This is a genomic window from Pedobacter sp. ASV28, from assembly GCF_016428855.1.
GTDB lineage: Bacteria > Bacteroidota > Bacteroidia > Sphingobacteriales > Sphingobacteriaceae > Pedobacter.
On sequence record NZ_JAELTN010000004.1, the window covers coordinates 85080 to 106246 of the forward strand.

The 21167-nt window shown below is 38.3% G+C and carries 20 protein-coding genes and 1 tRNA gene; 7 read left to right on the forward strand and 14 right to left on the reverse strand.

The annotated features are described in order from the left end of the window. The first annotated feature begins 101 nt into the window (after positions 1–101). Together rho and pssA are read left to right on the forward strand one after the other, a co-directional pair. A complete protein-coding gene (gene rho, locus JHD79_RS02520) occupies positions 102–1835 on the forward strand; it encodes a transcription termination factor Rho (protein WP_199117520.1) in 1734 nt (577 codons plus the stop codon). A 73-nt stretch (positions 1836–1908) separates the two neighbouring features. After that, the gene (gene pssA / locus JHD79_RS02525; RefSeq protein WP_199117521.1) at positions 1909–2589 is read left to right on the forward strand and encodes a CDP-diacylglycerol--serine O-phosphatidyltransferase; all 681 of its coding nucleotides are present in this window, start codon (positions 1909–1911) and stop codon (positions 2587–2589) included. Here the strand turns inward: pssA and JHD79_RS02530 are convergent. Both JHD79_RS02530 and folK read right to left on the reverse strand, forming a co-directional pair. Further along, positions 2586–2963, reverse strand: coding sequence for an Hpt domain-containing protein (locus tag JHD79_RS02530; protein WP_199117522.1), 378 nt, complete (start codon positions 2961–2963; stop codon positions 2586–2588). The genes pssA and JHD79_RS02530 overlap by 4 nt on opposite strands. Then, positions 2956–3492, reverse strand: coding sequence for a 2-amino-4-hydroxy-6-hydroxymethyldihydropteridine diphosphokinase (gene folK, locus JHD79_RS02535; protein WP_233164530.1), 537 nt, complete (start codon positions 3490–3492; stop codon positions 2956–2958). The genes JHD79_RS02530 and folK overlap by 8 nt, the downstream gene beginning before the upstream one ends. A 95-nt stretch (positions 3493–3587) precedes the next feature. On the opposite strand from folK, the gene sppA reads away from it, so the two are divergent. The 5 genes from sppA (at position 3588) to JHD79_RS02560 (ending at position 9390) form a co-directional block, all read left to right on the forward strand. After that, a complete protein-coding gene (gene sppA, locus JHD79_RS02540) occupies positions 3588–5354 on the forward strand; it encodes a signal peptide peptidase SppA (protein ID WP_199117523.1) in 1767 nt (588 codons plus the stop codon). Between the two features lie 97 nt (positions 5355–5451). Next, a complete protein-coding gene (locus tag JHD79_RS02545; protein ID WP_199117524.1) occupies positions 5452–7143 on the forward strand; it encodes a DNA polymerase/3'-5' exonuclease PolX in 1692 nt (563 codons plus the stop codon). Positions 7144–7237: 94 nt separating this feature from the next. Then, the gene (locus tag JHD79_RS02550) at positions 7238–7840 is read left to right on the forward strand and encodes a DUF4254 domain-containing protein (RefSeq protein ID WP_199117525.1); all 603 of its coding nucleotides are present in this window, start codon (positions 7238–7240) and stop codon (positions 7838–7840) included. A gap of 28 nt (positions 7841–7868) precedes the next feature. Beyond that, the gene (locus JHD79_RS02555; RefSeq protein WP_199117526.1) at positions 7869–8921 is read left to right on the forward strand and encodes a glycosyltransferase family 9 protein; all 1053 of its coding nucleotides are present in this window, start codon (positions 7869–7871) and stop codon (positions 8919–8921) included. Next, positions 8896–9390: a histidine phosphatase family protein gene (locus JHD79_RS02560; RefSeq protein ID WP_199117527.1), complete on the forward strand. Its 495-nt coding sequence runs from the start codon at positions 8896–8898 to the stop codon at positions 9388–9390. The genes JHD79_RS02555 and JHD79_RS02560 overlap by 26 nt, the downstream gene beginning before the upstream one ends. A gap of 465 nt (positions 9391–9855) precedes the next feature. Here JHD79_RS02560 and JHD79_RS02565 read toward each other — a convergent pair whose 3' ends face one another. From JHD79_RS02565 to JHD79_RS02620, 12 genes are all read right to left on the reverse strand, one after another. Continuing rightward, complete coding sequence (locus JHD79_RS02565; protein WP_199117528.1) at positions 9856–10719, reverse strand: AMP nucleosidase; 864 nt, start codon at positions 10717–10719, stop codon at positions 9856–9858. 72 nt (positions 10720–10791) lie between these two features. Next, entirely contained in the window at positions 10792–12030 is a 1239-nt protein-coding gene (clpX, locus tag JHD79_RS02570) for an ATP-dependent Clp protease ATP-binding subunit ClpX (RefSeq protein ID WP_199117529.1), read from the reverse strand. Positions 12031–12119: 89 nt separating this feature from the next. Then, complete coding sequence (gene clpP / locus JHD79_RS02575) at positions 12120–12806, reverse strand: ATP-dependent Clp endopeptidase proteolytic subunit ClpP (RefSeq protein WP_199117562.1); 687 nt, start codon at positions 12804–12806, stop codon at positions 12120–12122. A gap of 209 nt (positions 12807–13015) precedes the next feature. Further along, a complete protein-coding gene (locus JHD79_RS02580; RefSeq protein ID WP_199117530.1) occupies positions 13016–13372 on the reverse strand; it encodes a four helix bundle protein in 357 nt (118 codons plus the stop codon). A 59-nt stretch (positions 13373–13431) separates the two neighbouring features. Then, entirely contained in the window at positions 13432–14778 is a 1347-nt protein-coding gene (gene tig / locus JHD79_RS02585; RefSeq protein WP_199117531.1) for a trigger factor, read from the reverse strand. Between the two features lie 72 nt (positions 14779–14850). Next, positions 14851–14932, reverse strand: a tRNA-Leu gene (locus JHD79_RS02590). Between the two features lie 186 nt (positions 14933–15118). Then, positions 15119–15937, reverse strand: a complete 819-nt coding sequence (locus JHD79_RS02595) for a hypothetical protein (protein ID WP_199117532.1) — start codon at positions 15935–15937, stop codon at positions 15119–15121. A 183-nt stretch (positions 15938–16120) separates the two neighbouring features. Beyond that, entirely contained in the window at positions 16121–16423 is a 303-nt protein-coding gene (locus JHD79_RS02600) for a hypothetical protein (RefSeq protein ID WP_199117533.1), read from the reverse strand. A gap of 61 nt (positions 16424–16484) precedes the next feature. Further along, positions 16485–17282, reverse strand: coding sequence for a helical backbone metal receptor (locus JHD79_RS02605; protein WP_199117534.1), 798 nt, complete (start codon positions 17280–17282; stop codon positions 16485–16487). A gap of 222 nt (positions 17283–17504) precedes the next feature. Next, positions 17505–17921, reverse strand: a complete 417-nt coding sequence (locus tag JHD79_RS02610; RefSeq protein ID WP_199117535.1) for an ABC transporter permease — start codon at positions 17919–17921, stop codon at positions 17505–17507. Between the two features lie 98 nt (positions 17922–18019). Beyond that, positions 18020–20437 (reverse strand): ABC transporter permease, encoded by a 2418-nt coding sequence (locus tag JHD79_RS02615; protein WP_199117536.1) that lies wholly within the window; start codon positions 20435–20437, stop codon positions 18020–18022. 35 nt (positions 20438–20472) lie between these two features. Then, a complete protein-coding gene (locus JHD79_RS02620) occupies positions 20473–21153 on the reverse strand; it encodes an ABC transporter ATP-binding protein (protein WP_199117563.1) in 681 nt (226 codons plus the stop codon). Positions 21154–21167 lie beyond the last annotated feature (14 nt).

Sequence of the window (21167 nt, forward strand, 5' to 3'; positions counted from 1 at the left end):
ACAGAAAAATCTCAGCAAAACAACTTCTTGAATGTTTTTAAGCCGTTTTTTCGTTGAATAATTTGATGAACCCTAATAATAAAATTCTCGACAAAATATAAATGTTTAGTAAAACAGAACTAAGTGAAAAGCTAACTGCCGAACTACGTGAGTTGGCAAAAGCGAATGGTGTTGAAAATGCAGGCGAACTGCGTAAGAACGATCTCATAGAAGAAATTCTTAAAAAACAAACGGCAGCAGCCAGTGAAGCCACAGCAGTACCTGCTAGTGAGCCTACTGAAGCCAGCAATGAAAAACCGGCAAGAAAAAGAGCTCGCATTGTTAAAGACAGTGAAAAGCCAGTTGCGGCCGACCAAAAAGAAAAGACCAAGGCCAAAGATAAGCCTACACTTTTTGATGAACCAGTTCCCGCTCCCCCTGTTGTAGAAGCACCAGCTGCAGATTTCGATCCCATTGAACTAGCTATGGGCAAAAATCCCGAAAAATTGGAAAGCATTGCAGAAAAATTGCAAAACCAAGCCAATAAAGCTAAAAGAGAACGTATTTCGAAAGATAAAGTTCCCGCTAACAATGAGGTCATCATTCTTGACGAAAAACCTGTCAAAGAGGAAAAACCACAGAAAGAGGACAATAGGCCGAACAAGAATCAAAACAATAATAACAATGGTAATGGCAATGGTAACCATAAACAAAATGAGACCAGCTATTCCAACCTTGATTTCGATAACACCATTACCAATGAAGGTGTTTTAGAGATTATGCCTGATGGTTATGGTTTTTTACGTTCTGCCGACTATAATTATCTTTCGTCTCCGGATGACATCTATGTATCGCAATCGCAGATTAAATTATTTGGTTTAAAGACTGGTGACACCGTTAATGGCAGTATACGTCCTCCGAAAGAAGGTGAAAAATACTTTCCTTTGGTAAAGGTGATTAGTATAAACGGCCGTATACCTGCAGACGTGCGTGACCGTGTACCTTTTGATTACCTAACGCCTTTATTCCCTACCGAAAAATTAAACCTGTTTACAGATTCCACTAATCATTCAACACGTATTATGGACCTTTTTACCCCAATAGGCAAAGGTCAGCGTGGATTGATCGTTGCACAACCGAAAACGGGTAAGACCAACCTTTTAAAAGAGGTGGCCAATGCCATTGCCAAAAACCATCCGGAAGTTTACCTGATCATATTATTGATCGATGAGCGCCCTGAAGAGGTAACCGACATGGCCCGCAGCGTAAGAGCGGAAGTCATTGCTTCTACTTTTGATGAGCCGGCAGAAAGACATGTGAAAATTGCCAACATTGTTTTAGAAAAAGCGAAACGCTTGGTAGAATGTGGCCACGATGTGGTTATTCTATTGGATTCGATCACCCGTTTAGCAAGAGCCTATAATACCACAGCTCCTGCTTCTGGAAAAATCTTATCAGGAGGTGTTGATGCCAATGCACTACACAAGCCTAAACGTTTCTTTGGTGCGGCACGTAACATAGAAAAAGGTGGCTCGCTTACCATTTTGGCCACTGCATTAACAGAAACAGGTTCTAAAATGGATGAGGTAATTTTTGAAGAGTTTAAAGGTACTGGTAATATGGAGCTTCAGTTAGACCGTAAATTGGCCAACAAGCGCATTTTCCCTGCCATCGATATTACAGCTTCAAGTACACGTAGAGATGATCTATTGCTAGATAGGGAAAGCCTACAGCGTGTTTGGGTACTGCGTAACCATTTGGCCGACATGAACAGCCAAGAGGCTATGGAGCTTGTACAAGCCCAAATTAAAGGCACCAAGAGCAATGAAGAATTTCTTATGGGCATGAACGGCTAGTAAAGAGTTAAGAGTTGAAAGTAAAAAGTATAAGCTTTTTTAACTTTCAACTTTTTTACTTTTAACTTTGAACATGAAGAAACACCTCCCCAATGCTTTAACCTGCGCCAATCTACTTTCGGGCTGTATTGGTATTGTTTTCTCTTTTAACGGCGAACTAAAAATTGCGGCCTACTTTGTTATCCTATCCGGAATATTTGATTTTTTCGATGGGATGGTGGCTAGGATGCTTAATGTAAAGGGCGACTTGGGCAAGCAATTGGATTCGTTAGCCGATATGGTAAGCTTTGGTTTTTTACCTGGAGTGATCATGTTCCAACTGCTCAAACTAAGTAATTCCGCTAATGAATATTTACCTTATTTTGGATTCCTGATTACTATTTTTTCTGCACTTAGGCTAGCTAAATTCAATATAGACGAAAGACAAACTGTGGATTTCATTGGACTAAACACACCCATGAATACTTTATTTATTGTTTCATTGCCTTATGTAGCCATTTCCTATCCTGAATTGGTTAACAACTGGGTTATTTTAAGCATAGTAACGGCCCTAACCAGCTATCTTCTGGTTAGCGAGATCAGGATTTTCTCCCTGAAGTTCAGCAACTTTAGTTGGAAGGATAATAAAATCAAATTTATTTTTGTTATCCTATCATTTACCTTGTTTGCATGGCTACAGTTTATAGCCATCCCCTTGGTATTGGCACTATATATTGGACTTTCCTTTATTTATTTCTCTAAAAAAACCAATTAAAGCTGCTGCTCTAATACTGCTTTTGCCCTTGCTACCTGTATAAACATTTGGCTTAACTCATCTTTAATTTCCTTCAATGCGCCTGGAATAGTCTCTACTTGATTTAATTCTTTGGCATTACGCTCTATTACCTGTATATAATCCCTTAGATCTTCTCTTCCTACATAATAAAATGTTGGTTTCACCTTATGGGCAAATTCCGAGGTCGCTTTCCAATCCCTTGCATCGACAGCCCTTTGCAGGTCTTCCATGTAAACAGGGATCTGCTCTACCAGCGTGTCCAGCATTTCTATCATAAACTCTGGGCTATCACCTGACATTTCCTTTAAATAGGATAAATCTAAATCTTCTTTACTCTTGAGTGGGTTAATCATGGTCAATAAAAGGTTGTATTTTTTGAACAGCTAATTCATCGGTTAAGTTAGTTAAAATGTCCGAAACTTTCTGATTAAATATAGGATGTGTAAAATTTTCGGCTATCTCATTCAAAGGCACCAGTACAAACTTTCTATGATGCATCTGCGGATGAGGGAGTTGTAATTCTTCATTATCTATCACTTCATCGGCATAAAAAATCAAGTCTATATCTATGAGTCTTGCGCCCCACTTTTCTTTCCTAATCCGCCCCATGTCCTGCTCTATATCTAGTATTGTTCTAAGCGTTTGCAGGGCAGAAAGCTTAGTTTCTACGCCAATGGCCTGATTAAAAAAACCTGGCTGATCGGTTTTGCCCCAAGCTGCAGTTTCATATATACTGGATTTGGCAAATACATGCCCTACCCTTTCTGCTATTTTTTTGGTGGCCGTGCTTAAATTTAGCCATTTATCCCCTAAATTACTGCCCAGTAACAAATAGGCTCTTTTATTATCTAATTCCATATCAGCCGTTGCGGTGATAAACATTGAAACTGTTAAGTTATATTCGTACCTTAAACCTTTCAATTGGTGTATATCACAATGCATTTTTTATCTTTACAAATTAAATATTTATAAAACTTATGAAAGAATTTTTCAAGTATGTTTTTGCAACCGTAGTGGGTATAGTTATTTCTGCAGTGGTTCTGGGAGTCCTTTTCTTCGTTATCGTTATCGGTATGATTTCTTCATTAGATAGTGATAAAGCAACCAACGTTAAAAGCAATTCTGTTTTATACCTCAACCTGGATCAGGCAATTATTGAACGTACACCCGAAAATTCTTTTGGCAATTTCATTGGCGCGTCCAGTGATAAGAGCCTAGGTTTTAACGACATTATAAAAGCTTTGAAGAAAGCAGAAACCGATGAAAATATTCAAGCAGTATACCTTAATGTAAGTGCGCCAAATGCAGGCATGGCCACTATGTTAGAAGTGCGAAATGCCATTATAGACTTCAGGAAAAGTAAAAAACCGATCATTGCCTATAGCGAAATTTATTCGCAAGGCGCCTATTACCTGGCTTCTGCAGCCAGCAAAGTGTACCTTAACCCCGAAGGTTCTTTAGAATTCAAAGGCTTCAGTTCAGAGCTTACTTTTTTTAAGGGAGCTTTAGAAAAACTGGGTATTGAAGCACAGATTATCCGTGTAGGCAATTACAAAAGTGCGGTTGAGCCTTTCATCAACACAAAAATGAGCGATTACAATCGTGAACAGGTTACGGCCTACGTAAATGGATTGTATAAAACTTTCTTATCGGGAATTGCCGAGACCAGAAAAATCAATCAAGACAGTTTATTTCAAATGGCTAACGAATATAAAATCCAGTTGCCAAAAGATGCATTAAACTATAAAATGGTGGATGGGTTAAAGTACAAGGATGAAATTCTTGATGAACTGAGAAATATTACCGGAAAAGGAAAAAAAGAGGACATCAACTCTATTAGTATTAACGATTATATTAAAAACCTACCGGCAGAAGCCACCTTTACCGCAAAGAATAAGATCGCTGTGATCTATGCCAATGGTGATATTGTAGGTGGCGAGGGCTCTGATGAACAGATTGGCTCTGAACGTATATCAAGGACCATTAGAAAAGCTCGTTTAGATGAAAACGTAAAGGCAATTGTTTTACGCGTAAATTCAGGAGGAGGAAGTGCCTTGGCTTCTGACGTGATTTGGAGGGAGATTGTACTCAGTAAAAAAATAAAACCTGTCATTGCTTCTTTTGGCGATGTGGCTGCCTCTGGCGGATATTATATTGCTTGTGCTGCCGACAGTATTTTTGTACAGCCCAATACCATTACGGGTTCTATTGGGGTTTTTGGTATCATCCCTAATTTCCAAAACTTACTGACCAATAAACTGGGGCTAACTTTCGATGGTGTGAAAACGGGTAAATATGCCGATATTATGAGTACCAATAGACCTTTAACAGCAGGAGAAAGATTTATTATCCAAAAAGACGTTAACCATGTTTATGATACTTTCATAGGACGCGTAGCCGATGGCAGAAAGAAAACAAAAGTACAGGTAGATAGCATTGGAGGTGGCCATGTTTGGATAGGTACCGATGCCGTAAAAATTGGGCTGGCCGATAGGTTGGGCAGTTTTAAAGATGCCATAAAATCTGCTGCAAAAAAAGCAAAACTATCAGATTATAAAGTGGTAGAATATCCAGAAAAAATCGATCCTATAAAAGCCTTCCTAAGCAATGCCAAAGAAAATGTTAGTGTCTATTATGCCAAAAAAGAATTGGGCGAAAACTATCAGCTCTATAAGCAAATGCAGAAAGCCATTGTAAATGCTGGTGTACAAGCCAGAATGGACTACGATATTAGCATTAAATAACTCTTCTTTTAGCATCATTACAAAGTTGAAAGATCGGATATGCTGGCCTGTCACTTTCATTCAATTTAAATCGTAAACCTAAAATTGTAAATCCTTCATGGAAAACAAACCCATATCGCGTACATTGAGATTTTTATCTCAGCTAATGGAGTTACACAATGAAAATCCATTTAAGGTAAAATCGGTAGCCAATGCAGCGTTTAAAATAGACAAGCTGCCGTTTGCTATTGCCGGCAAACCTACCGCAGATATTGAGAAAATAGATGGTATTGGCAAAAGTATTGCCAGCAAGATCATAGAGCTATTAGAGACCGGCACCATTCAGGAACTGGAAAACCTTGTCGCACAAACCCCTTCGGGTGTTGTGGACATGTTGGCTATTAAGGGCATTGGCCCTAAAAAAATAGGTGTTATTTGGCATGATCTTCATATCGAGAACATTGGTGAGCTTTATTATGCCTGCAATGAAAACCGTTTAATAGAGGCTAAGGGCTTTGGTTTAAAGACCCAGGAAGAAATTAAAAAGGTTATAGAGTTTAAAATGGCCACCAATGGCAAATTTTTATATGCACAAGCCGAGCCGATAGTAGATCAACTACGCCAAAGCTTTTCAACATGGCTCCATCAAGTAGACCCACACGCGCTACTAGGCATTGCAGGAGATTACCGCAGGCTTTGTGAAATTATAGATGAAGTGGTATTTGTAGTGGGCTTGGAAGATACAGAAAGTCTAGGTACGCAACTTGCCAATCATGAAATTGGTTTTGTAAAGACTTCTCCACACACCTATGAAGCCCAAACTGAAAATGGCTTATCTATCAAACTATTCTTGGTCGCAAAAGAAAATTTCTATTCTCATTATTTTAAATTAACCGGAAACGAAGCTCATGTAAATGAAGTTATGGCCTTGGCTGGAAATCATTCGTTTAAAAGTGAGGAAGAGATTTATCAAAAAGCCGGTTTGGATTATATAATTCCAGAGCTACGTGAAGGATTAGATGAAATATCGCTTGCCCAAAAACATCAACTACCAACGTTGATTACCGATAGTGATTTAAAAGGCAGCTTACACAATCACTCTGACTGGAGTGACGGCGTACATACCTTAGCGGAAATGGCGCTATATTGTAAGGAGCAATTAAAACTTGAATATTTAGGAATCTGCGATCACTCCAAATCAGCTTTTTATGCTAATGGACTAAATGAACAGCGTGTTTATGCACAACACCAGCAAATAGACGAGCTTAATCAGAAATTGGCTCCATTTAAGATTTTTAAGGGGATAGAGAGCGACATCTTATATGATGGCTCTTTAGATTATAACAGTGAGATCTTAAAAACCTTTGATTTTGTGGTGGCATCGGTACATAGCCAATTAAAAATGACCGAAGAAAAAGCGACCGAACGCCTAATTAACGCTATCGAAAATCCATATACCACCATTTTGGGACATCCTACCGGAAGATTATTATTAAGCCGTAAGGGTTATGACATAGACTATAGGAAAGTCATTGATGCCTGCGCTGCCAATAGCGTGGTGATAGAGATCAATGCCAACCCATTACGTTTGGATCTCGATTGGCGTTGGCATCGTTATGCCTTGGAAAAAGGCGTATTGCTTAGCATCAATCCCGATGCACACCGCAGGGAGGGTTTCCATGACATGAGATATGGTGTAATAGTGGGCAGAAAAGGTGGGCTCACTGCACAAGAATGTTTAAATGCCTTTAATTTAGCAGACATTTCCGCTCATTTTGAACGTAAAAAGATGAAATCTGGCGCTATCTAATGAAAAACACTAGCCTTTATTCAAGTGCGCCTACCTCTATGCCTAGGCAGTCAAAACGAATTATAGATACCGATAAAAAATGTAACTTTGTGTAATGATAAGTGAACTAGCCAACAACATATTCAACCAAGCCATTGTTGATTACCATCAATTTAATGAAATTGACCACCCCATAAACAATCCATACGACAAAGAAAGCTTAATGCATCTTTTTTATACAAAAAACTGGATCGATACCGTACAGTGGCATATGGAAGATGTAGTTCGTAACCCCGAAATAGCCCCTGAAGAGGGTTTAAATTGGAAAAGAAGGATTGATGCCCAAAACCAGATACGTACAGACATGGTAGAATTTATTGACAGCTATTTTCTTAATGAATATAAAGCCGTAAAACCAATAGATGATGCCAAAGTGAATACGGAAAGCCCTGCATGGGCATTAGACAGGCTATCTATCTTGGCATTAAAGATATACCATATGCAAGAAGAAGCTGAACGAGAAACTGCTTCTCCTGAGCACAGGGCCCTTTGCCAGCATAAGCTCGACATTTTATTGGCACAACGTACAGACCTATCCAATAGCATTGATGAATTATTAGCAGATATTGAAAGTGGCAAAAAGTACATGAAGGTCTATAAACAAATGAAAATGTATAATGACCCGAGCCTCAATCCGGTTTTGTACAATAAAGCCTAAAAAGCAATAGCTGACTAGCTGCAAACTAATGACTGCCAAAAATAAAATCATTGTTTTACGTTTTTCGGCCATGGGCGATGTAGCTATGGTTGCATCTGTTTTACGCGAATTTGCTGAACAAAATGAAAAGGCAGAATTAATTATGGTGAGCAGAAAGCTATTTAAGCCTTTCTTTGATCATATTTCACCTGTTATTTTTCATGAGATTGCCCCAAAAACAGTCCATAGGGGAATTTTTGGATTATTTAAACTTTACAGGGAACTCAAAACTTATAGGCCCTTGGCTATAGCGGATCTGCACGATAACTTACGCAGCCGCATACTCTGTACATTTTTCCGTTTGGCGGGAATAAAAATTAGACGGATAGACAAAGGAAGGGCAGAAAAAAAGGCCTTAACAAGAACAGAAAACAAAATACTCAAACCACTCACGCCCACTGTAGAAAGGTATGCCACTGTTTTCAGGGCCTTAGGTTTCAGTCTAAAACTAAGCCATCAACTACAACCAAATCCCCTAAAACTACCTAAACAAGCTGCTATCCATTTTAAAGATTCCCATCAAAAAAAAATAGGCATATCCCCATTTGCGCAACACCACTATAAAGTTTATGACCTTACAAAAATGGAGGTAGTCATTAACGAGCTGAGCAAGCTTGGCTATGGCCTGTTCATTTTCGGAGGTGGAAAAAATGAAGCCGAAACTGCACAACATTGGCAAAGCCAATACAAAAACGTTTACAATACCATTGGCAATTTCAATCTAACCGAAGAACTTGCCATTATTTCCAATCTTAACCTCATGTTAAGCATGGATTCCTCGGGTATGCACATGGCTTCCTTGATGGGAGTACCTGTAATTTCCCTCTGGGGCCCTACACATCCCTATGCAGGCTTCTTAGGCTATGGCCAATCGGAAAATGATTGTATGCAGATAGCACATCCCAACAGGCCAAATTCCATTTATGGAAACAAACCATGCCTCTGCGGTGTTACCCCTTGCATAGATCTAATTGAACCACAAGCTATTATTGAAAAAATTGAGCAAAAACTAATTCATGGCAAAACAACTTTTAATTATTAGACACGCCAAATCAGATTGGGGAGATTTTAATCTCAAAGATTTCGATCGTCCGCTTAACCATAGGGGAAAAAAAAATGCACCTGAAATAGTAGAACGTTTAGTCCAAAACCATATTATACCTGATCATATAGTTAGTAGTCCTGCCTTAAGGGCCTTCACCACAGCCAAATATTTTGCTGTAGGCTGGGAAATAAGGGAAGTTGAGATCGAAATCAATGCCTCTATTTATGAAGCCAATGTAAAAGCCCTTTTGAAAGCCATTAATAACCTTGATGATCAATTTAACAAAGTTGCCCTGTTCGGGCACAATCCAGGCCTAACAGACTTATTAAACTACCTTACTGATACCCATATATCTAATATGCCTACTTGTAGTGTGGCGATCATCGAGTTTTACTGCGATCATTGGAGCGAAATCAGTAATAGCATGGGAAAACTAATACTATTTGATTATCCGAAAAGTGGATAGGATTAAACATCGTTACACCAAAAAACCGATTTATAATGACCCGGCATACCCTTCCAAATAATTGATTGGACTGAAATCGAAAAAACACTACATCCGTGAGAAACTGGCACTTCTTGTTGGGAAACAGCTAATTTTAATGGATTACGTATTCGCATGGTAATTAATTATTGATGGCGATTTCTTAAGATAGGAAACTCCCTTTTACTCGATTATTTTAATGATGTCAACGTTAACGAGGACGCCAACATTCAGCCTGTTTCATATTATCATTCAGATTAATGCTTTAATTAGATGATGTTTACAAACTAAACCTGCATTATTCTATTACCTGAACCGTGCGGTTATTAATATAAGCATAAAAAAAGGCCCTATAGGCCTCGTTCAAACATTATACTGAATAAAATAGCGTTTCTTTTTTAAATGCTAAAGTGATAATTAAATGGAATAGTTATTCCATTTAATATTTTAGAACTTAAGGTGCTTAACTGTTAAGCCTCCATTGATCAATTGTTTTAACGAATCGATACCTATTTTAAGATGGGTCTCTACATAGTTGGCTGTTACGGAGCTATCGCTTTCGCTTGTTTTTACCCCTTCAGGTATCATAGGCTGATCTGAAACCAATAACAAGGCGCCTGTTGGAATTTTATTGGCAAAGCCTGTGGTAAATACAGTTGCCGTTTCCATATCAACAGCCATGGCACGCAGGCTTTTAAGGTATTTCTTGAACTCTTTATCATGTTCCCAAACCCTACGGTTTGTGGTATAACAAGTTCCTGTCCAATAGTCCCTAGAATGATCCCTAATGGTAGTGGAAATTGCTTTCTGTAAAGCAAACGCTGGTAAAGCGGGCACTTCTGCAGGCAGGTAATCATTTGAGGTTCCTTCTCCCCTAATGGCGGCTATGGGCAAAATTAGATCGCCGATCTGGTTTTTCTTTTTTAGTCCACCACACTTGCCCAAGAACAATACTGCTTTAGGCGTAATTGCGGTTAGCAGGTCCATCATGGTAGCGGCCAGAGGGCTTCCCATTCCAAAGTTAATGATGGTAATTCCATTGGCACTTACACTCTGCATGGGCTTATCCAGTCCATAAATAGGTGCATTATCATTCCATTCGGAAAATAGGGTAACATATTTACTAAAATTGGTCAATAAAATGTATTGGCCAAATTCTTCTAATGGCCTACCTGTATATCGGGGCAACCAATTCTTTACGATATCTTCTTTGGACTTTAGACCTTTCTTTACCGGAGTTTCTACTTCTTTCACCTTTTTGGTGTTTTTTGCTACTTCTTCATTTTTCTTTACTTCTTTTTCTTCGTTCATATTTTTTCTCCTTTCTTTTAAATTTACAAATTATATGCTTAAAAAAAATCCCGAACAAGTCGGGATTTTAATTTATGCTGCTTTAAGTTTTTTGAAATCGGCTTTCTCGAATTTTTCTTTTGCATATTCGAGCGTAACTTCCAACTCTTTCGCTTCCCCCTCAGATGGCATTTCAAACATGGCATCGAGCATAATGGCTTCACAAATGGACCTCAATCCCCTTGCACCCAATTTATATTCCATGGCCTTATCTACTACAAAGTCCAAAACCTCATCATCAAAACTCAACTTTACCTGTTCAAATTCGAAAAGTTTCTGATATTGTCTGATCAGCGAATTTTTGGGTTCGATTAAAATATTGCGCAGTGCGGTCTTATCCAATGGGTTCAAATGCGTCAATACTGGCACACGTCCTATTAATTCAGGAATAAGACCAAAAGCTTTCAAGTCCTGTGGCGTGATGTACTTATAAAGATTTTTCAGGTCAAGATCTACTTCGTCTTTTTTCACTTTATATCCTACTGCCTGGGTTTTCAAGCGGTTGGCTATCTTACGTTCAATGCCATCAAAGGCTCCCCCGCAGATAAATAAAATGTTATTGGTATTTACCGCTATCATTTTTTGGTCGGGATGTTTTCTTCCGCCCTGTGGTGGAACGTTTACAATGGTTCCTTCTAGAATTTTCAACAATGCCTGTTGTACACCTTCTCCACTCACATCTCTGGTAATAGATGGATTATCACTTTTTCGGGCTACCTTGTCTACCTCGTCAATATAAACAATACCCCGTTCGGCACTTGCCACATCATAGTCAGCAGCCTGTAACAGACGGGTTAGTATACTTTCTACATCCTCACCTACATAACCAGCTTCGGTAAGTACGGTTGCATCTACAATACAAAAAGGTACATGTAAAATTTTGGCAATGGTTTTGGCGAGCAACGTTTTTCCCGTTCCCGTTTCGCCTACCAGCATGATGTTAGACTTTTCGATCTCTACTTCATCTTTCTCCAATTTCTGGCTTAATCGTTTATAGTGATTGTAAACAGCCACAGAAAGCACTTTTTTAGCATCGTCCTGACCAATTACATATTGATCGATGTGCTGTTTGATCTCTATAGGTTTCAACAACCTAAAAGAATCGTCGAATGCTTTACTTTTCTTGTTACCCAGTTCTTGGGCAAGCAATACATTGGCTTGATTCACACATTTGTCACAGATATAGGCATCCAAGCCCTCGATCAGCATCAAGGTTTCCTGTTTTGGAGTACCACAAAAAGAACAACGTGAATCTTTTCCTTGTCTAGCCATTTTTTATTTTTTTGTTATGAGTTGCGGGTGATGTGTTTTTTGTTTATAAGCCTAGACCCAAAACTTTCAACTTGTAGCCCGTAACTTAATTATTTTGTTCCGCCTAATACCTCATCAATCATACCAAAATCTTTTGCTTCGGTAGAAGTCATCCAATAATCGCGGTCGGATGCTTTTTCTACCCATTCGTAGGTTTGGCCAGAATGAGAAGAGATGATGTCGTATAATTCTTTTTTCAATTTCAGCATTTCCCTCAAGTTGATCTCCATATCAGAAGCTACACCTTGTGCGCCGCCAGATGGCTGGTGGATCATTACCCTTGAGTGTTGCAATGCAGCTCTCTTACCTTTAGCACCCGCCACCAATAAAACAGCACCCATTGAGGCTGCCATACCTGTACAAATAGTGGCTACATCTGGGGTGATATACTGCATGGTATCATAAATGCCTAGGCCTGCGTAGACCGAACCTCCAGGTGAATTGATATAAATCTGGATATCTCTATTTGCATCTACAGATTGCAGGAACAGTAACTGTGCTTGGATAATATTTGCGTTCTGATCATATACTGCATCTCCCAAAAAGATGATACGATCCATCATTAAGCGTGAGAAAACGTCCATTTGTGCCACATTAAGCTGACGTTCCTCTATGATGTACGGTGTCATTGATTTTGGCGAATTGTTGGTTGCCCCAATAAACCTATCTACATTTAAACCGTTAATACGGTGATGTTTAACAGCATATTTTCTAAATTCTTCTTTGTCTATTTTCATGATATAATTCTTTTTAGCCAAGTGCATAGCGCAAAGTGTCACTTTACGCATCTAAATTTTCCTTTAAAATATAATGTCAAAACATAATCTCAAAATATAAAGCACATTTTAGAGATATATTACAATATGATGTTATAATTTTAAAATCTTATTTTGTTTAGACAAACAACATACCAATTAAACTTTTAATGACATTATAGCAGGTCAAACTATTTTAAGCTTCTAGAAAAACTTGTTATCATCTTTGCCAATAAGTCTAACTCTTCTAATATTTCTGCCAAATCTTGATCTGACACCATCAATCTTAAATGTAAAACAAGAACTATATTGGCATTCTCAAAAACAGAACGATGGGCAAAATTCAAAAATCTCTTAAAATCTGCAGAAGAATTTGAACCCGATCCCTCGGCTATATTATTAGATACACTAAGAGCAGCTCCTCGAAGCTGCTCTGCAAATCTATATTTTTTTGATTCTTCTAATTTCTCAGAAATATCAATAAGTCTGTTACCTACTGCTACTGACTTTTGCCATATTATCAAATCTTGAAATCTAAATTTTGCCATTCAACAAAATAAGATTTTATTCTTGGATTTAAAAACTTAAGCCCTGTGCTCTATGCGTACTACTTTAACGCCTTAAACTTATTGTATTCTATTTCCTTTTCGTTCAAAGTACCTACAGATTTGATGTAATCAAAAACTTTCAATGCTTTAACTTCTTCGAAGATACGGTTTGCGTTTTCTTTTTCCTGCAGAAAGTTAGCGGTATACTGTGCTAATTGGTCTTCTGGCAATGCCTGTGGGCTATACATCTTAAATTGAGCATCTAAACGTTGTTTTGCTGTTTCAAATACGTCTTTATAATCAATTTTAATATCATTGTCTTTAATGATTTTATTCTCAATTAAAGTCCATTTTAAGTTTTTGGCGAAATCATCATAACCTTGTGCCAATTCCTCGTCGCTCAACTTTTCGTTAGTTGCTTTTAACCATTTGCGTAAAAACTCATCTGGCAATTGCATCTTAGTTTGAGAGGTCAATTGCTCATAGATATCATTCTGCAATTTACGATCAGCATCTTGCTTGAACATGCTCTCTACCTCTTCTGTAATTTTAGCTTTAAAACCAGCCTCATCGGTAACTACGCCTGCACCAAAAATTTTATCAAAGAACTCTTGGTTCAAATCAGCTTCTTCCAAACGATTTACGTTTTTAACCACAACCTTAAATTTAGATTTAAGTTCTGCGGCATCTTCTTCACTAATGTTCAACAACTTTGCTATTGTAGCGGCATCACCATTGAAAGCTTTGTTCACCTCAAGATCGAAGCTATCTTCTTTCTTTACGCCAACCAACGTTTTAAGGATCTTTTTGTCGGTAACCAAATCTGTACGGATAGAACCTGTACTTACAATACCGCCTTCAAATTCAGTACCGTCGGCAGCTAATTGCGTAAGTTCAGCATAAATCACATCACCTTCTGCAGATGCTTCAGGATTTGTCATTTTGCCATAACTTTTACGGATATTTTTGATACGTTCTGCCAATGTTTCTTCATCAGCTTTTACGTTATAGTGGGTAAATTTATCCTTCGAACTTACTTCTACATCAACAGCAGGAGCTAGACCAAGTTCGTAACCAAATTCAAAGGTATCGCTATAATCCCAGTTGTACTCTTTTTCGTCTTCAAGCACTGGCAAAGGTTGTCCTAAAATTTCAACCTTATTATCTGTTAAATGTTTAGAGATGTTATCATTCAACATATTGTTGATTTCTTCTACCAAAATGCTTTTGCCATACATTCTCTTGATATGGGCAACAGGCACCATTCCTTTACGGAAACCTGGTAAATTTGCTTTTTTGGCTTGTTCTTTAAGCGCTTTCTCAACTCTAGGAGTATAATCTTCAGGCGCTAAAGTAATTTTTACCAAAGCGTTCAAATCATCAATTTTTTCCTGTGCGATATTCATTTTCTAATTTTTATCTATGCCTTTTATTGAAAAGCCGTTCCGATACATAATCGAAACGGCTTTAACCTTTTGTGCGGAAGAAGGGACTCGAACCCCCACGCCGTGAAGCGCCAGATCCTAAGTCTGGTGCGGCTACCAATTACGCCACTTCCGCAGTTAGGATTTATTTAGGTCTGCAAAGATAGAAATTACATTGATTATTTAACAAAGAATGACAAAAAAAAATAATTTTATTTTCTTAAAAACCCTAAAACATTCATATTCAGGAAGAATAAATTTAGCTCTTAAGGGGACATTATTCATCCTATTTTAAATTTATCCCCAACTCACGTTATTTAAATTAATAGCCTGCTCCATTTATAGCTATTGTCTCGCCACCTTGTAAAGCTTCGCTATCCGATATTTTCACAGAAAAGTACTTCGGATCTGGGCACATCATTTCGGTATATCTTTCTTTCTTCATTGGTACGGCCACTACTTTTCCATTTACTTCCCTATATAAGTTTGTTTCCTTCCATCTGCCCTGCTCTACCCGGGTATTACTTTTTTGCACGGGTTTGCCTTCATTTGCAAATTGATCTATGGCGTTTACCCTTTTGAATTCACCTATGGTCTTTGGGGCATATCCGTCACAATCAAAATCACGTTGGAATTTTTTCCCTGCACCTTCTATGACAAATCGTATTTTTTTTTCGCCCACAAGGAATAGCGATAGCTTTACTTCTTCTCCAGGATACCAATAATAAGCTTTTTCAGCCGGGGCATTTTCAAAAACGGCCAATTGACCACTTTGGTGGCCTGTTCTTCTTAGAAAAGGACGAAAGGCTTTACGGTCGCTAGATACTTTGCCATGTTCATCTTTTATGACTTCCCAGGTAAGGCCAATATCTGTTTCCTGCCCTCCCATTCTACCTCCTAGGTAAACAGAGGGGTTATCCAAATATTGTTGGGGCTTTTTCGGGTTTCTACGGGTTTCGTCAAAATAAATCTGCGGTAATACCACCTTTCCCTCAATCCCCAACCAATAATCGTTGCTTGAAACTAGCTTTCTATAATAGGCACCATTAAAACAGGGCTTTTGTTTCTCTGGCCATATTTCATTTGGAATTGTAGAAGCTGGTGAAATTTTACTTATGGCCTTAACCTCTGTTTTATGCAAACTACAAGCGTAGAGACATAAAATGATTAAGCAAATTGGAAAGTTGAAACGCATATAAATTTTATTATTTTAAAAACAAATATATAGTTATTAAAATAATTTAAAAATATAATTATCCAATTTGCCTTTATATGCGAACTATTTTGCAATAAAGCCGGGATGACAGAACCGACGAAGCACTTCTCAGAATTTTACCAAGGTCACCTCTATAAATTCAGGACCACCTTCCAATGGATAACCAGAGATCTTTTTACCCTGTATGGTTACCTTTTTATTTAAGTAAGTATCTAAATTAATATTTTCGCTTTTTAGGGCGTAAGTCTTATTTTCAGCTTTCAACAAATGGGTGCCATATTGAAAGGTTGTCATACCTGGCTTCTCTATTATTCCACTTGCGGTAATACGGCCGGCATTGTTTGCATCCTTAACAGGGCTGCAACTCACAATAACTGATACAAATAGAGATAATATTAATGTTCTTTTCATATTGCTGAATGTTATAATTTATTTTTTCAATACAATGTCTAAGCGAAATGACAGTTCATTGCTAATATAGTTCTTTTTGAAATTCAAAAAAATATTGGACCGCTTTTACCAATCGGCTACCATACCAAGAAAACATTTCCCCGTCTACCAATATTACTTTAGCTTTCGTCATGGCCGATTGAATATCTTCCAGGTGTTTTTGCTTAAAGGGATAAGGTTCTGAAGACAAGAAAACAAGTTGTGGGTTAAGGTCTATGAGTTGTTGGGTACTCAATGCTGGATATCGACTTTGTTCAATCAGGTTACGCAAACCTATTTTCTGTAGTATATCGTTAATAAAAGTATCTCGACCAGCAAACATATTGGGATCTTTCCAAATCATATACGCTACGCTTTGATTAATTCCGTTTGCTATGGCCAAGGTTTGCAAATCTGTAAAACCAGCATTGATCAAATGGTTCAAATAAGCGGCCTCGGGCCCCCGATTAACCAATGTTCCTATCTCGGCAATGGCCCACATGGCTTCGTCAAGGTTATGGATATCGCTCATCCAGACCGGGAATTCCTGCCTAAGTAGTTCAATTTCCTCTTGTGTATTCTCTTCCTTATTTCCAATAATCAAATCGGGCTGCAATGCCCTGATCTCTTCTATACGGAGTTTTTTTGTTCCCCCTACTTTTGCTCTTGTTGCAAATTTTTCTATCGGATGAATACAGAATTTGGTGATCCCCACTACTTCTTCGTCCAAACCCAGATCAAAAAGCAATTCTGTTTGGGAGGGCACAATAGAAATAACCCTTTTAGGTGGGTAATCAAATTCAACTTTATTGCCCAACTGGTCTATGACAGTTCTTTGCATGTCGCAAAGTTACGGCTTGTGGAGCTAATGTTTAACTTACTAACTATTTAATTGTTGAATTGGTCAATTGGTTAACTGTTGAACTGGTTAATTGTTAGTCCCGAACTGTCGGGAGGTTAATTACCGAATGGGTTAATTGTGCCCCCCTCCATCGAACTACTAATCTAAAAAAGACATTTTTTCAGCGCTCATGCCTATGCTTCAAATTTCATGTCTTTGATCCTATTCATACTTCAACACTTTTGCAGGTTTGCTATTAACCGCCCTCAAACTTTGCCAGCTTACCGTGATTATTGTGATGAGAACAATTACCAGGTTTGCCATAATAAACATACCAAAGGGCATATCTATCCTGTAAGCAATGCCCGCAAACCACTTCTTCATGTAGATAAAGGCTAAAAGATCTGCAAAGATATTTGCCAACATTACCAAAATAAGGAAATCTTTATTCAAGCATTTTAACAAAGAGCCTGTAGAAGCGCCTAATACCCTTCGCAATACCACTTCTTTAACCCTTATCGTAACCCGTTTCCTTATTGATGTACAACAGAATAACCATGAACCCCTACAAACCAGCAGCCAATCCAAGAACATTAATGGTTGTATAGGTTCTGTTCTTCCAAAGATTCCGTAACGCAATTTTTAGGTTAAGTTTGAACATATTTTTAAGGTTGAGGGCCGAAAGGTTAAGGGTTGAAAGGTTTTGGGCGCTTTAGTCCTCTACCTTCAAGCCTCCTTTATTCATATTTCAGAGCATCGACAGGATTGTTTACCGCAGCTTTTCTAGTCTGTAAGCTCACTGTTAATAGCGCAATTCCCACAGAAATTATCGTAGCTATTACAAAAGGCCAAATTGGCACATTTATTCGATAGGCAAAACCAGCTAACCAATTATTAGTAAAAATATAGGCGATTGGCCAACTGATCAGATTGGCTATCAACACCAAAATTAGGAACGAGCGGTTGAGCATATTGACAATTTGCAAATCTGAAGCCCCCAAAATTTTGCGAATGGCTATCTCTTTGGTCCTCCGTTTAGCCATAAAAGCCGACAGGGCAAATAAACCGAGCAAAGAAAGCACTACAGAGATGGCACTGAACAACAGCACCATCTGCATTAACCTGTTGGTGGATTGCATTTCTTTTTCAAAAGATTCTTCTGCAAAAGCATACTTGATCGGAAAATCTGGATAGCTCTTTTTCCACTCTGCTTCTATGGCTTTTACGGCCGTTTCATTTTTATCGTGTTCAAATCTTACCAAAAGATTATTAGTGGACGAGGTTCCTCCCAACCTTGTCACTTTATAAACAGTGGGCAAAACAGCCTTGTCAAATCCCTCGTTATGATAATCCTTAATGATCCCTACAATTTGGAAAGTATGTTTTTTCTTACTGTCCCTTACATCATACATTTTCCCCACTACATTTTTGCCCAATAGGTTAGCCGCAGCTTGATTTAATATGACCGTATTTACAGTATCTTGTTTATAGGCGGGCGAGAACATCCTTCCTTTTAAGACCCTTACTCCCAATGCGGGTAGTGTTTCCATGGTTACCGTTACCGTATTTACATTAAACTCCTGGTGATCGTATATAATTTCTTCTGGTACATTAAATGTATTGCCCATTACCTGAGTTGTGGTAGCCACATATTTAACCCCAGGTATACGTTTAATACGTTGTACAAAGCTTTCTTCATAATTAGACCTGATATTCATTAACCTAGATTTATCATAGCCTAAATCTTTATGCCTTAAATAATTTGTCTGTTGATACATGATTCCTATCCCAATAATGAAGGTTACCGCAATTACAAATTGTAATACGACAAGTCCGTTGCGTAAGGCAATGCCCCTGAAACCTGTTTCATAGTTTCCCTTGAGTACGCTTACCGGATTATATCTCGACAATACCATTGCAGGGTAGAAGCCCGAAAGCAAAGTGATCAATAGCAATAGACCAAGCAGCTGCCATACCATGGCAGATAATTGTTTGTTGTACCAAAAACTCAATTCCAGTCCAAAATGATGGTTAAAGGTCGGCAGAAACATTTCCACCAAAATAGTGGCCATGAACAGTGCTATTATACTTTGTATAGCGGCCTCGAACATAAATTGCAAAACCAACTGCTTTTTATAGGCGCCCAGCACTTTTTTCACCCCTACTTCTTTAGCTCTTTGCACCGATTGGGCAGTGGCTAAATTCACAAAGTTTATAATGGATATCAACAACAGGAATATACACAAAGCAATAATGGGCTTAATCTGTGTCAACCAATTTGACCCATAACTGGGCGAACTATGTACCATTTTTAGCTGTACAGCTTTTAACCCTGGTGTTTTTCCATTTTTATAGAAATCGTTATAATTAATCTTGCGCTTAACAAATGATGCTTTTTTAAAATCGACGTATACTTGCTGGAGTATTTTATTCATGGCCAAAGTATCTAAAACCTCATGCGCCAGAGCATAAATCTTACAATAATTGGAATTGTCGACATGTTCAGGGTCTTTTTCCCGATCTCCACTATGTATAATGGCATTAAATTCATGGCTCTGTGCCGTTTCTGGTTCTGCCACCACCCCTGTAACCGTCATCAAACTTCCTTTGTCACTACGCCACATCATTACCCTGATCTGCTTTCCCAACACCTTGTCTGTCCCAAAGAGTCGATGCGCAATACTTTGTTTGATCACAATCGCATTTGGTCTACTTAGGGCAGTCATTCTATCACCATATATAAAATGGTAGGGAAATACCTTAAAAAATAGGGAATCTGCATCATTTACATTAGATACTATAATAGGGTCACTATGATCAACCTTCAAGGCAAATCCATCGCCCCAAGAATTATCGACCTTAGTTATATATTTAAACTGGGGTATCTTTTGCTGTAATAGTGCTCCTATCCTTGATTCATTGACCTCCTGCCAATTTTGTTTATTATCTGGCGTAAAGAAATCATGCCGTTCCCTAATCTGATATACCTTATCCAATTCGGGGTTCCATTTATCGTAATTCGCTTCATGGTTAACAAATAACAAAAGTAGCACAAACGCAGTTAGTCCAATGGCCAACCCGCCAATATTGATAGCGGTATAAACCTTGTTCTTAAACAGATTACGTAAAGCGATTTTTAGGTTAAGTTTGAACATTTTGCCAGGTAGTTAGTATAAGACCTTTTATATTATTATTTTATTTGGACATCCTCTTTCACCACACCATCTTCTATAGTGAGCATACGGTTGCCATATAATGCATTTTTTTCCGAGTGGGTAACCTGTAGAATGGTGATGTTTTCTTCCTTATTCAGTTTCTTAAATAAATCCATGATTTGTTCTGCTTGGGCAGATTGAAGATTGCCCGTTGGTTCGTCTGCCAAGATGATAGATGGCTGGGCAACCAATGCCCGGGCTATGCCTACCAATTGCTGCTGCCCGCCAGAAAGCTGGTTGGGAAACAAATCCTTTTTAGCCACCATGTTAAAACGATCCAATACGTCTGCTATACGGCTTTTACGTTCGGCACCTGGTATTTTCTTGTACAATAAAGGGGCCTCAATATTCTCGGCCACTGTCATTTCATCGATCAAGTGATAGGCCTGAAATACAAAACCGATATGGTTTCTATATAATTCTATCCTTTTACGTTCATTCATGGCGGTTATATCTTCGCCCATAAAATGATACTCACCATAGGTCGGTTCTTCTAGCATGCCCAAGATATTAAGGAGTGTAGATTTTCCGGCACCAGATGGCCCCATAATAGACACAAATTCACCTTGTTTAATGCTGGTTGTTACATGACGAAGGATGTAACTTTTTACGCCCTTATTTGCGTAATATTTTTCTATATTTTTTAATTCGATCATCATTGGATTGTGGG

Excerpts from the sequence above, each read along its gene's own strand:
- rho (WP_199117520.1), top strand. The coding sequence starts at position 102 with ATGTTTAGTAAAACAGAACTAAGTGAAAAGCTAACTGCCGAACTACGT.
- pssA (WP_199117521.1), top strand. The coding sequence starts at position 1,909 with ATGAAGAAACACCTCCCCAATGCTTTAACCTGCGCCAATCTACTTTCG.
- JHD79_RS02530 (WP_199117522.1), bottom strand. The coding sequence starts at position 2,963 with ATGATTAACCCACTCAAGAGTAAAGAAGATTTAGATTTATCCTATTTA.
- folK (WP_233164530.1), bottom strand. The coding sequence starts at position 3,492 with ATGTTTATCACCGCAACGGCTGATATGGAATTAGATAATAAAAGAGCC.
- sppA (WP_199117523.1), top strand. The coding sequence starts at position 3,588 with ATGAAAGAATTTTTCAAGTATGTTTTTGCAACCGTAGTGGGTATAGTT.
- JHD79_RS02545 (WP_199117524.1), top strand. The coding sequence starts at position 5,452 with ATGGAAAACAAACCCATATCGCGTACATTGAGATTTTTATCTCAGCTA.
- JHD79_RS02550 (WP_199117525.1), top strand. The coding sequence starts at position 7,238 with ATGATAAGTGAACTAGCCAACAACATATTCAACCAAGCCATTGTTGAT.
- JHD79_RS02555 (WP_199117526.1), top strand. The coding sequence starts at position 7,869 with ATGACTGCCAAAAATAAAATCATTGTTTTACGTTTTTCGGCCATGGGC.
- JHD79_RS02560 (WP_199117527.1), top strand. The coding sequence starts at position 8,896 with ATGGCAAAACAACTTTTAATTATTAGACACGCCAAATCAGATTGGGGA.
- JHD79_RS02565 (WP_199117528.1), bottom strand. The coding sequence starts at position 10,719 with ATGAACGAAGAAAAAGAAGTAAAGAAAAATGAAGAAGTAGCAAAAAAC.
- clpX (WP_199117529.1), bottom strand. The coding sequence starts at position 12,030 with ATGGCTAGACAAGGAAAAGATTCACGTTGTTCTTTTTGTGGTACTCCA.
- clpP (WP_199117562.1), bottom strand. The coding sequence starts at position 12,806 with ATGAAAATAGACAAAGAAGAATTTAGAAAATATGCTGTTAAACATCAC.
- JHD79_RS02580 (WP_199117530.1), bottom strand. The coding sequence starts at position 13,372 with ATGGCAAAATTTAGATTTCAAGATTTGATAATATGGCAAAAGTCAGTA.
- tig (WP_199117531.1), bottom strand. The coding sequence starts at position 14,778 with ATGAATATCGCACAGGAAAAAATTGATGATTTGAACGCTTTGGTAAAA.
- JHD79_RS02600 (WP_199117533.1), bottom strand. The coding sequence starts at position 16,423 with ATGAAAAGAACATTAATATTATCTCTATTTGTATCAGTTATTGTGAGT.
- JHD79_RS02605 (WP_199117534.1), bottom strand. The coding sequence starts at position 17,282 with ATGCAAAGAACTGTCATAGACCAGTTGGGCAATAAAGTTGAATTTGAT.
- JHD79_RS02615 (WP_199117536.1), bottom strand. The coding sequence starts at position 20,437 with ATGTTCAAACTTAACCTAAAAATCGCTTTACGTAATCTGTTTAAGAAC.
- JHD79_RS02620 (WP_199117563.1), bottom strand. The coding sequence starts at position 21,153 with ATGATCGAATTAAAAAATATAGAAAAATATTACGCAAATAAGGGCGTA.